General features: G+C 65.0%; 10 protein-coding genes. 2 read left to right on the forward strand and 8 right to left on the reverse strand.

Annotated features, from left to right (window positions below; all coding sequences use genetic code 11):
• The 7 genes from ABIV12_RS07020 to recQ all read right to left on the reverse strand — a co-directional run.
• A partial coding sequence (locus tag ABIV12_RS07020) for an HAD-IB family phosphatase (protein WP_348057658.1) occupies window positions 1–443 on the reverse strand: 443 nt, incomplete at its 3' end.
• A gap of 153 nt (window positions 444–596) precedes the next feature.
• Window positions 597–1,502, reverse strand: a complete 906-nt coding sequence (locus ABIV12_RS07025; protein WP_348057660.1) for an HlyD family efflux transporter periplasmic adaptor subunit — start codon at window positions 1,500–1,502, stop codon at window positions 597–599.
• Window positions 1,499–2,215, reverse strand: coding sequence for an ABC transporter ATP-binding protein (locus ABIV12_RS07030; RefSeq protein ID WP_348057662.1), 717 nt, complete (start codon window positions 2,213–2,215; stop codon window positions 1,499–1,501). The genes ABIV12_RS07025 and ABIV12_RS07030 overlap by 4 nt, the downstream gene beginning before the upstream one ends.
• A gap of 5 nt (window positions 2,216–2,220) precedes the next feature.
• Window positions 2,221–3,351 carry an ABC transporter permease gene (locus tag ABIV12_RS07035; RefSeq protein WP_348057664.1) on the reverse strand — a complete coding sequence of 377 codons (1,131 nt, stop codon included), beginning with the start codon at window positions 3,349–3,351 and terminating at the stop codon, window positions 2,221–2,223.
• On the reverse strand, window positions 3,351–4,745 hold the full coding sequence (locus ABIV12_RS07040) for an efflux transporter outer membrane subunit (protein WP_348057666.1): 1,395 nt from the start codon (window positions 4,743–4,745) through the stop codon (window positions 3,351–3,353). The genes ABIV12_RS07035 and ABIV12_RS07040 overlap by 1 nt, the downstream gene beginning before the upstream one ends.
• Before the next feature lie 128 nt (window positions 4,746–4,873).
• Window positions 4,874–6,301: a choice-of-anchor Q domain-containing protein gene (locus ABIV12_RS07045; protein ID WP_348057668.1), complete on the reverse strand. Its 1,428-nt coding sequence runs from the start codon at window positions 6,299–6,301 to the stop codon at window positions 4,874–4,876.
• A 192-nt stretch (window positions 6,302–6,493) separates the two neighbouring features.
• On the reverse strand, window positions 6,494–8,311 hold the full coding sequence (gene recQ / locus ABIV12_RS07050; RefSeq protein WP_348057670.1) for a DNA helicase RecQ: 1,818 nt from the start codon (window positions 8,309–8,311) through the stop codon (window positions 6,494–6,496).
• A gap of 244 nt (window positions 8,312–8,555) precedes the next feature.
• Here recQ and ABIV12_RS07055 point away from each other — a divergent pair, with 244 nt between their 5' ends.
• On the forward strand, window positions 8,556–9,947 hold the full coding sequence (locus tag ABIV12_RS07055; protein ID WP_348057672.1) for a GDSL-type esterase/lipase family protein: 1,392 nt from the start codon (window positions 8,556–8,558) through the stop codon (window positions 9,945–9,947).
• A 51-nt stretch (window positions 9,948–9,998) separates the two neighbouring features.
• Entirely contained in the window at window positions 9,999–10,211 is a 213-nt protein-coding gene (locus ABIV12_RS07060) for a hypothetical protein (protein ID WP_348057674.1), read from the forward strand.
• 25 nt (window positions 10,212–10,236) lie between these two features.
• Here ABIV12_RS07060 and ABIV12_RS07065 read toward each other — a convergent pair.
• Window positions 10,237–11,376: porin (locus ABIV12_RS07065; protein WP_348057676.1), on the reverse strand; the 1,140-nt coding region annotated here is incomplete at its 5' end.

The raw sequence follows: 11,376 nt of genomic DNA on the forward strand, positions 1-11,376 counted from the left end.
TTGCAGTTGCCGCTGGCGACCCGGCATTGCGGGTTGCCGTACGGAAAATCGAGCTGCCATCCGCTTTCGCCCACCGATTCGAGCCGGTTCGCGATGATCGGAACGTCGTCGAGGCCGTAGCTTCCAAGGATGCGCCGGATCGCGTAGTCGAGGCCGTCGCTGACGATCGCCAACGGCATGCCCGCCGCGTGCGCCGCCGCGACGAAGTGCGGGAACGCGCGATCGATCGACATGCTGTCGAGATGCGCGTTCATCTGTTCACGGGTCGCTTCGAGCAGGGCGACCTGCTGCGCCATGCAATCGTGCGAACCGATTTCGCCACGGCGCCACGACTGCTCGATGGCGACCCAGCCCGGCCGCCCGAAGCGCTCCAGCAAGGAGTCGGTGATGTCCTCGACCGAGACGGTGCCGTCGAAGTCGCACAAGATCGTCCATTGGGACACGGATTTCTTCCTCCACCCCGTTTGGGGAGTTTCGACGCAGAGCATACGGTCGAACGTCTTTCCCCAGGCTTTCGACCCCTTCGTCACCTCCCGAAATGCTCGCGTGTGAACGTGCCCGGGCGCATGATTCGATTGACCGGGGAGGCATTCCATTCATCGCTTGAACCGCACCAGCACCCGCTGACCTATACGGAACGGCGAGTTGTCCAGTTGCAGAACGCATTCGACATCGTGCGCGCCCGCACGCTCGACCGGGTCGTCCGTGAGTCGACTGGGCCCGAACACCTCGCCAACACGCAGCACGCGGGCCATCACCGGCGTCCCCTGGTCCGAATCGCGCACGACTTCCGCCTGCATCCCCGGTTTGACAAGGTCGACATAGGCTTCGTTGAGCTCGGCGCGCACGATCCGCGGTCTTTCCGGCAGCAACTGGAACAGTTCGCTGGCCAACTGCACCGACACGACGTCGCCGACATGGACGGAGCGCCGCACGATGCGACCTGCTGCCGGCGCCCTGATCGACTGCGCATCGAGATCCGCCTTTGCTGCGGAGACGTGTTCGCTGGCGAGCTTCACATTCGCTTCGCCTGCGCGGATCTCGGCCTTGAGCACCGCAAGCGCAGCCGATGCATCGTCGGACGATTGTCCGGTCGCCGCACCTGCACCGGCGGCTTCAGCGATCCGGCCCGCCTGCACGGACGCCGGATGAAGACGCGCCTTGAGCACATCGACCTGCGCCTGCGCCTGCGCGACACTGGCCTCGGCAATGCCGACTCCGATGCGCGCTTGCCGATCGTCGAGCATCGCCAGCACATCGCCCGCCTTGAGCGCGTCGCCGTCCTCGACGGCGACCGACGCGACGCGACCATCACGCGCCGCGACCACGCGCACCAAGCCACCCTCGACATCGACCTGGCCGCGTGCCATTGCGAGCCATGGGGTCGCCGCCGCGCCGGACAACGCCGGCTCGGGAGTGGCTTTCGAACAAGCCGCCAATGCGGACGCGAGCAGGAAGGTCGCGGCCCAGCGTGCTGCGGAACATGCGTGATCGCGCGTCATCGGGACATATCCTTGGTCGGATCAGCGGGCGATCGCAGGTCGGACAGTATCTTGCCATCCTCCATCGCGAGCACGCGATCGGCGTGCGTGGCGAGGCGCGGATCGTGGCTGACGCACAATACGGTCGCGCCGTGGGTGCGGGCGATCCGGTGCAGGGTATCAATCACGATCTGGCCATTGGCGGCATCGAGCGCGCTGGTCGGCTCGTCGGCGAACAGCAATTGCGGCTCCTTCGCGAGCGCACGCGCGATCGCGACGCGCTGCTTCTCGCCACCGGACAGTTCCGCCGGCTTCAGCTGCATGCGGCTGGCGAGGCCGACCTCCTCGAGCGCGACGCGTGCGCGCTTCAACGCCACCTCGTTCGAAAGACCGAGATAGCCGAGGGGCAGGGCGACCTGTTCGACGGCAGTGAGTGCCGGGAACAGATTGAAACCCTGGAACACGAAGCCGGTATGCCGCAGACGGAAGCGCTCCAGCTCCACCGGCGCGAGTCGCGCGAGGTCCTCGCCGAGCGCGATCACGCGTCCGCCGTCCGGACGCAACAGGCCACTGAGGATCGCCAGCAGCGTGCTCTTGCCGCAACCGGACGGCCCTGAAACAAGCGACAGTTCGCCGGCCTCGAATCCGATCGACAGGTCGCGCAGCACATCGGTGCGCAACGCACCGGAGCCGAACGACTTGCCGAGGGAATGAGCAATGAGTGAAGGCGACATGGGCGTCAGCGCAGCAGCAGCGCGGGATCGGCGTGGCGCAACGTGCGCACCGCGGCGAGCCCGGACAACAACGCGATCGCCATCACCAGGCCTGCGCAGATCGCGATGGTCGCGGGATCGAGTTGCACCGGGATATCGCGGCGCTGCGCGGCAAACACGACCGCGGCGGTGACCAGCCCGCCGACGACCAGTCCAAACGCACCGACCCATGCAGCTTGCGTCAACACGACACGACGCAACGCGTCAAAGCCGATGCCGAGTGCATGCAACGTGGCGTATTCGCGAATCGATCCGGCCACTGCACCCATCAACGTCTGGCTGGTGATCACCGCGCCGACGATGAACACCACGATCGCGAGGAACAGCACGCCAAGGCCCGCGCCGGTTTCGAACATCCAGTACATCACCGCACGATGCGCAAACGCCGGCTTCGTCCATACCTCGAAACGCGGGGCGTTCGCGCCGGACGACATGCGTCGGGCGACCGCGTCGGGATCGGCGCCGTCGCGCACCTTCGCCACGTAGTACGCCACCTCGCCATTGCTGTCGCCATTGTCGAGTCGTCGCGCGGTCGCCAGCGAGGTGACGATGTTCACGCCGCCGAGCGCGCGCAGTCCGTTGCCCACGCCGACCACGCGCACACGATGGCCGTTGATCACCGCCTGGCCGCCGATGCCGAGGCCGAGCTTGGACAGATCGGCGCGATCGACGATCACGCCGTCGGGTTCGTCGAGCTTCGCACGCAAGTCCGGTGACAGCACGTCGGCGAACATCAATCCATCCGCCCGCGTGTCGATGCCCGAGACAAACACCGACACACCGCCGCGATCGACCGGGCCGCGCCAGTCGCCATCGATCCAGTGGAAGGGCTCGACACGCGTGACGTCCGGGTCCATCAGCGCGCCAATCTCTGCTTCCCGCGGAATCGGACGGCCGAGTTCGATGCTCTGCGTGCCCGGATACCCGAGCCACAGGTCTGCAGCGGATTTGCGGATGTACACGGCAGAGCTGTTGAAGATGCCGAACACCAGTGCCGCCTGCACCAGCAGCAACAGGCCGGAGAAGGCGACCGCGAGTGCCGACGGCAGGAAGCGCCGCCACTCATGCACCAGCGTCTTGCGTGCGAGCGGCACCATCAGAGTGGGGACTCCCGTGGCGGCGATGCGATTGCATCGTCGGGCAACGGGGCGCCGCCCAGTGCCTTGTACAACGCGATGAAGGCGAGACTGCGCTCTTGTCGAACCCGTGACGTTTCCATGCGTGCCTGCCACACCTCGACGTTCGCTGTCGCTCGATCGAGATCGTCGGCGAGTCCCAGTCGATGCAACGTTGCCGCAGCCGCAGCCGCTTCGCGGAGACCAGTCGTCGCACGGCCGAGCGCATCGAGCCGTTCGCGCAGGTTCTCCAGCGTGGCAAGGGCAGTCTCCACTTCGGCGACGGCTTCGAGCACCGCCTGGCGGTAGGCCAGCAGGCTGGCAGAGAGTTCCGCATCACGCGCCGTCACGACCGCGCGACGCGCACCCCAATCGAACAATGGAATATCGATTGCCGGACCGAACGTGACGATGCCGTCTGCGTCCGACAGCCGCGTGTGGCCGATCACCTTCGACGCGTAGGTCAACGACCCCCCGAGGCCGATCCGCGGCAAGAGGTCCGCACGCGCGAGTCCGAGCTGACCCGCCGCTTTCAACACGTCGCTCTCGGCATGTCGTATTTCCGGCCGCGTGCGCAGCAGGTCCGCCGGCAACGTTGCAATCCCCGTGTCGGCGATCTGCAACGGAGACGTGCCGGTTTCGGAATCGGCCAACGGCGCGGCGCGCGCGAGCAACACACCCAGTTGCCGGCGCGCACGCTCGATCGCCAGCCGGGGCTCGCCCAAAGCAGTTTCGGCATTTGCCTGCTCGACCCTCGCTTGCATCAACGCTTGCGGCGACGCCAGGCGCAGGCGTACGCGCGTCGCAACCAACTCGCTCTTGCGTTGCGAAGCGACTGCCATTTCCTGCAGTTGGACAAGCATCTGCCTGCTTCCACGCAGTTCGACGCACCGACGCACCACTTCGGCAACGACGCTGACACGCGCTGCCTGCTCGTCGCTCGCGGCGATCCCGAGGTCGGCGGATGCCACGCGCTCATGCGACTTCGCACGCCCGAAGAAGCCCAGTTCCCACTTCGCATCGAACCCGGCCTGGAAATAGCTCGCGCTGCTGTCCGGCGCAGGTTCGGAGAACGTGTGCACACCCAATTGCGGGCGAAACGCCGAACCTTGCGCACCGGCCAGAGCGCGTGCCGCGTCGAGCCGCAGTGCGGCTTCGCGCAACGTCAGATTCTGCGCGAGCGCTTCATCGACCAGGTGATCGAGTGCCGGATCGTTGAACGCCGTCCACCAGCTGCGAAGATCCGGCGCCGGCGCTGCTTCGCGACCGACGTTCTCCCATCGTGGCGGCGTCGTGTCCGGCAACGTCGGCAACGACGGAGCAGCACACCCGGCAAGCGAGACAGCCGCAAGCGCCACGCCCGTCCTGCCTCGCATGCACAAGCAAACCATCTTGCTCCGAGTGATTCGGACGAAACCTTTCAACATGCCGGCGGAGCAACCGCTAGGTGCACACCGCGGATTGCGGCACCCCGAGTTTAGCCGCTCGTGCCGACCGTGCCGCGTCAGTTGAAGCCGTTGGCAAAGATCAGGTCCGGATTCGGCTGGAACGCTCCAATTTCCATCGAAATTCCAGGGGGATTGCGCGGGAAACCGGGGCCTCGCTGGTCCCACGTCGAATTGAGCAGATTGGTTCCCCCAAACGTATCCCACTGACCGGGCGTCGGCACGTGCGTGAGGGTGGGGCCGCCGTTGTCGCGAAGCGGGTGCAGACCGGGGTCTTCATGCGTCGTGTCGTTAGGACACGCGCTCGAACAAAACATCACGTTGTTGTTGGCGCCATTGAACCCGGCACCGGCTCCGTGCGTGAAGTCCGCCGTCGGCGTCGGCGCTGCGGGGTCGGTGTTGACATTGTTGGCGATGATCGTGCTGTTCATTTGACCGGGCTTCGTGGTGTACAGGCCCGCCCCGAAAAAGTGCCCGGCTCCATCAGACCACTCGTGCGACGTGTTGAACGCAATGGTGGTGTTGTAGAGATTGAGCGCCGGGCGAGCGAAGATGCCGCCCATCCGGTTGGCGCGATTGCCCGACACCGTCGTGTTGATCAGGGTTGCTCCCTGCGAGTTGTTGTCCGCCAGCGCAAGTCCGCCCATGCGTGCAGCCTGATTGTTGGACACTGTCGTGCCGATGATCAGCACGGGTCCGCGCGCGAACGCGCCCCCACCAAACGTCGGAGTCGACGCCGCTTCGCTCAGTACGACGTTGCGGTCGATGGTGCTGTAGAGAGACACGAAGCCCCCCAATGCGTACACACCGCCGCCGCTGGCGTAGCCATTGCCGGTCGCATGCGCTTCACTGCCGGTGATGCGGCTGTGATCGAGCTGGGTCACTCCTGCGGACCAGACTGCTCCACCGAGTGCGGCCTTGTTCGAGGCGCTGACCGCCATGCAGTTGTCGATCGCCACGTTGGTCAACAACACGTTGCCTTCGGTATGCACACAGCCGCCCCTGACGTCGTTGTCGCTGCGGTATTTGTGACCATTGGCAATCGACAGGTTGTTCACGATCAGTGTGCCCGCGCCAAGATGGTAGAGAACGCCACCGTCGAGGTCGCCATCGAGCACCAACGCGTTCTCGCCTGGGCCGTGCACGGCCACGCTCGCCGCCCCGAACACGATCGCACCGGTGCTCAGCGTGATCCGGCTGCAGCCGAGCTGGGTCAGGTCGACAGTCTCACCATCGGCGGCCGCAGTGAGCGCATCCCGCAGGCTGCCGGCGCCGCTGTCGTTGCAGTTGCTGACGGTCTGCACGGCGGATGCCCGAGCGGGCTCGCCGACCGCCCGCGCCTTGCTGGTCGTCATTGCCAACAGATCGGACAGCTGCGCTACGGGCGAGGACGCTGCGATTGCGGTCGTCGTGAGGCACGCCGTGAGACACGCCGCCAGCGGTCGCAGTCGCGATTTGAGAAGCGCCTCGGGATACGGTGTCGCCATGATCGATTCTCCGTCAGTCACGCCATCAGCGGCGTACACAGGAGGGGAACGTCGAAAGCCGCCCATTTGCGACATTTCGCGCGATCGATGTCACACACACCCGACCCACGCCACTCCGGGGACCCCCGCCCAGGACCGTTGGTCAGATTCGCCGCGATCTCGAAACGCCACCTCCTCCGCGGCGAATCCGCATCACGCCGCCGACCGCAGCGTGCCGATGAACGAGTCGCCGTAGCGTTCCAGCTTGCGCTCACCCACGCCGCTGATTGCACCGAGCGCGCGCAGGGTCTGCGGACGCTCACGCAGCATCGCCAGCAGCGTCGCGTCGTGAAAGATCACGTACGCCGGCACGCCCTGCTCCTTCGCCAAACGTGCACGCAAATCACGCAGCGCGTCCCACATCGATGCGTCCTCCGGAGCGATGTCGACGCTCGCGCGCGCGCGTTCAGTGCGGGATTTCTGCCGCTTCACTTTCCGCTCGGAGCTGTCGGCCTGGCGACGCAGATGCACCGCGCGCTCGCCGCGCAGCACCGCACGGCTCGCCTCGGTCAATCGCAGCGTTCCGTAGCCTTCGTCGTCCGGTGTCAGCAGGCCGATCGCAACGAGTTGGCGGAACACCCCGCGCCATTGCTGCTTGTCGAGGTCGGCGCCGAGTCCGAATGTGCTGAGCTCGTCGTGGCGGAGCGAACGGACGCGCTCGTCCGATTCGCCGCGAAGCACTGCGACGAGGTGCGTGACGCCGAATCGCTGGCCGGTTCGGTAGGCACACGAGAGCGCCTTTTGCGCCACCACGCTCGCGTCCCAGGTTTCGGGGGGATCCAGACAATTGTCGCAATTGCCGCACGGATCCTCGCGCGTCTCGCCGAAATAGGCGAGCAGCCGCTGGCGCCGACATGCGGTGGTTTCCGCGTAACCGAGCAAGGCGTCGAGCTTCGCGCGCTCGACGCGCTTGCGTTCCTCGCCCGACTCCGACTGCGCGATGAACTGGGCCAGCGTGACGACGTCGCCGAGACCGTAGCAAAGCCACGCATCGGCGGGGAGTCCGTCGCGACCGGCGCGGCCGGTCTCCTGGTAATAGCCCTCCATGCTTTTCGGCAGGTCCATGTGTGCGACAAAGCGCACGTCGGGTTTGTCGATGCCCATCCCGAACGCGATCGTCGCAACCATCACGAGACCATCTTCGCGGAGGAATCGCTGCTGGTTGCGCATGCGCAACGCCTGGTCCATGCCCGCGTGGTACGGCAATGCGGCGACGCCCTGCTCGACCAGCCACGCCGCAGTGTCCTCGACCTTCTTGCGTGACAGGCAATAGACGATGCCCGAAGCGCCCCGATGCGCGACGAGGAAGTCGCGCAATTGTCGACGCGCATCGTCTTTCTCCGCCACGCGGTAACAGATGTTCGGCCGATCGAAACTCGCAACGAACTGGCGTGCCGATTCGAGCGCAAGCCGTTCGACGATCTCGCGCCGCGTCGGCGCATCGGCGGTGGCGGTCAGCGCGATGCGCGGGATGGTCGGAAAGTGCTCGTGCAGGATCGTCAGCGCGCGGTACTCGGGGCGGAAGTCGTGACCCCACTGCGACACGCAATGCGCTTCATCGATCGCGAACAGCGCGACCTGCGTCCGCGCGATCAGGTCGAGGCAACGCTCGGTCAGCAATCGCTCCGGCGCGACGTAGAGGAGCTTGAGCTCACCAGCAGCAAAGCGCCGCTCGACCTCGCGCTGGGTCTGTGTATCCTGGCTGGAGTTGAGGAACTCCGCCTCGACGCCAAGCTGGCGCAGCGCATCGACCTGGTCCTGCATCAACGCGATCAGCGGCGACACCACGATCGCGCAGCCGGCGCGCAGCAACGCGGGAATCTGGTAGCACAACGACTTGCCGCCGCCGGTCGGCATCAGCACCAGCGCATCGCCGCCGCCGATCACATGCTCGATGATGGCCTGCTGATCGCCGCGGAACGCGGGATAGCCGAAAACGGATTGAAGGGTGTTCAGTTCGGGAGATGACATCCCGCCATGCTAGCAAAGCGCGAGCGCCTGCTTTGCAGGAAGCGTACGCCGTCTCTCGTCGGATTCTCGCTTGCGCCGATCGGACTGCACCACAGTACTGCCTGGCTTGACGTTCTGCGTCGTGCGGCACCGAGCACTTGCGGTCAGCCGGGACGCGAGCGCGCCGCGTGGAGGGGTGATCAAGGGTGCCAGCGGACGTTGCACGCGTTGAACACCGGCACCCGTAGCAAAGGTAAACTACGTCATGAACTGGATGATTCAGGCAACCGCGCAGGGAGGCGTCATGCGCTTGAGGATCGCGCTCGCAGTCGCGTTCCTGTTTACAGGCGCGGGCCTCTCGTCGGCGTCTCCTCTTTCGGTGATGCCTCTCGGCGACTCCTTGACGGAGGGCCTTTGTAGCGATGGCACCAACTCCAACGCACCCGCATCGACGTGCTACGAGCCGTACTACGAACCGGCAAATGCAGACATCTACAACCACTACGACACGCGGGCTGCGTTTTGCGGCGAGTTCGCGCGACAGATGGTCGAAAACTACAACCACGGCGCAACCGGCGGTTTTCGTGGCCCTCTCCTGTCAAGGCTAGTCGCCGCGGGGATTTCCACGACGTTCGTTGGACACGTCCAGAGCGGAACCGCACTCGGGTCTCCTCCGCTCGCGCTGGCGAATGCCGATCACGAGGGCCACGGCAACTGGCTGGTGGAGCAGCTGGCGTATTGCGCTGGTGGCTATCCAGCGCATAGCGGTATGCCGTCATACATCGGCTACGTCGCGGCGCAGCATCCCGACGTGGTCCTGCTCCAGATCGGCAGCAATAACGTGCTCAATGGGGCTGCCGCAAATTCGGTCGCTGACGGGATTCTGGCGCTCCAGGCAACGATCGAACGCGTTGTGCCGCGGCCGAGGCTCCTCATCGCATTGTTTCCTCTGCGATTTGATTTCAGCGTGTCTCCTGCGCGGCCATTTCCGGCGTTCGAGACGGTCCGCAACGAGGTTGCGCGTCGCGTCGCCATGGGATCAGGCAAGGACTATCCGTGCACTGCACGCGACATTCCAGACATGGGTGTGCTCGAGGCGGCGGATTTCACGGCTGCAGAGGCTTCCGGCGGTCTCCATCCCAACAGCACGGGCTACGCGAAGATGGCCGACATCTGGGCAGCGGCGCTGACGACGCCCGAATGCAGGTTCGACACGAGAAGCTTCGTGACGCTCGGAGGAGTCCTCATCGAAAGCATCTCCGCCTACGGACGTTACTGGAATTTCGACACGCGCACCGGGTCGCTGTTCGAAAGCGGAGCCCTGAACACGCCGGCGATTCCTCGTTACAAGTCGATCTGCGCAGGCCATCCGCTATGCACGTTCGATACCCGAACATTTATCGGAACCGGCGACGGGGCCGTCGAGAGCATCACGGCATTCAACGATTACCACGATTTTTCAGTCGACGGCCAGCCGATCCGTAGCGGCACGTTGCGTTCGGTGCCTCGCTACAACCAGCATGTCTGCAGTTTGTCGGCCAATCCAGCGACGTGCGTGTTCGATACGCGCGCGATTCAGGAACGAAACGGACGGGCCATCGAGACGATCACGGCCTATGGCCGGTACTTCGACTTCGACCAAGCGTCCGCGCAGTAAATCGGCTCGGGAGCGCTTGCATCGGTTGTGCGGTACGCGCCGATTTGTTCGATGGAGCCCTCTGCTGAGACGTACTGCACGTTCGACACGCGCGCATTCGTCAAATTGCGCCCCGATGCACGCGTTATCGAGTCGATCACCGCGTACGGTCATTTCTGGAATTTCGATGCCATCACCGGCGGACTGATCGACTCGGGTTTGCTTGCGAGCGTCGCGAACTACAAGCGCGGCGCGGAATCGATATTCGCAGATGGCTTCGATTGACCGCCGGCAAAGCCCCGATCAGCGCCTAGAAATAAATCTGCGCACGCGCCTCGAAGATGGTCGGGTCGAGCGCGAGGTTGCCCTTGTCGCTCCACGCGCGGATGTAGTTCGCCTGGAACTTGAAATGGTCGTTCAAATACCAGTTTGCGCCGAGCGTCCAGTCGTGCTCCCTGCCGCCCTGGATCAGGCCGTCGTTGAGATCGAGCTCGCTGTAGCGCACGAGGAATTCCCATGCGCCCCACTTGCCCTTCGGCTTGATGTTGCCGACGTTGCCGCCGCTGTACGGTCGTGATTCGCCGGTGGCCACCCAGCTGCCAAAGAGATAACCGCCGCTCGCGCCGAAATCCGGGTTTCCGCCGTAGCGCGACACATCCTCGCGCAGCAGTTCGCCCTGTACCGAGAATGGGCCGCCGATCCACAGCCCTTCCAATCCGCCGCGCTCGACGCTGTCGGCTTTGGCCAGCGCGCCCGAACTGATCAGCCGCACCGGGGTGAGGCCAGCTTCCGGCCCGGTCGAGATGGTCACGCTGGGCGGATGGTCGATGCCACGACCGTCGGTGGTGGCGTCGCGGTCTTCCTTTGACCCCGAAACGCCGAGGTGGACGACGTCGCCCGGCGCCTTGCGGGGCGTCCACGCAACGCGTGCGCCATAGGTCGTTCCATCGTTGTCGCCGAGCAGATCCTGGCCCCAGTAGTAGCCCGCGTTGACGATGTAGGCGGGCCGCTCGAACTGCCAGTCCACGCCGGTGCGGCGGCTCTCGAAGATCGCCTGCGACGGCAGCGCCAGCTCAAGGAAACTGTCGGCTTTGGTCGCGGTGTTACCCTCGAATGCGACCGGCGTTTTCGAATAGCCAAAGCGGAACGCGCCGTAGTCCGCGTCGAAAAACGCCTTGGACTGGACTCGCACGTTGGTGTCCAGCCAGGTCTTCCCCTGGTACTCGTAGTCGATGACGGCCTCATAGACGCCTTTCTTTTTCAGTGTCAAGCCGAGTTCCTTGCGCCGGTTGGTGTGCGAGTCCGCAAACGCGTGGCCGCCATTCGGCCTGAGGTCGTCGCTGAATTCGTTGATGTCGTAGCGGTACATGCCGATCACGCCAACATCCGTGCCGTCAGCGAATGTGATGTGCGTCGGCCAGTCGTTGGCGTCGAACGCCTGCGCAAGGGT

Origin of the sequence: Dokdonella sp., assembly GCF_039926425.1 — a bacterium.
Lineage (GTDB): Bacteria > Pseudomonadota > Gammaproteobacteria > Xanthomonadales > Rhodanobacteraceae > Dokdonella_A.

Coding starts and splice junctions, on each gene's coding strand:
- ABIV12_RS07030 (WP_348057662.1), bottom strand. CDS start 2,215: ATGTCGCCTTCACTCATTGCTCATTCCCTCGGCAAGTCGTTCGGCTCC.
- ABIV12_RS07060 (WP_348057674.1), top strand. CDS start 9,999: ATGGAGCCCTCTGCTGAGACGTACTGCACGTTCGACACGCGCGCATTC.
- ABIV12_RS07025 (WP_348057660.1), bottom strand. CDS start 1,502: ATGACGCGCGATCACGCATGTTCCGCAGCACGCTGGGCCGCGACCTTC.
- ABIV12_RS07040 (WP_348057666.1), bottom strand. CDS start 4,745: ATGCGAGGCAGGACGGGCGTGGCGCTTGCGGCTGTCTCGCTTGCCGGG.
- ABIV12_RS07045 (WP_348057668.1), bottom strand. CDS start 6,301: ATGGCGACACCGTATCCCGAGGCGCTTCTCAAATCGCGACTGCGACCG.
- ABIV12_RS07035 (WP_348057664.1), bottom strand. CDS start 3,351: ATGGTGCCGCTCGCACGCAAGACGCTGGTGCATGAGTGGCGGCGCTTC.
- recQ (WP_348057670.1), bottom strand. CDS start 8,311: ATGTCATCTCCCGAACTGAACACCCTTCAATCCGTTTTCGGCTATCCC.
- ABIV12_RS07055 (WP_348057672.1), top strand. CDS start 8,556: ATGAACTGGATGATTCAGGCAACCGCGCAGGGAGGCGTCATGCGCTTG.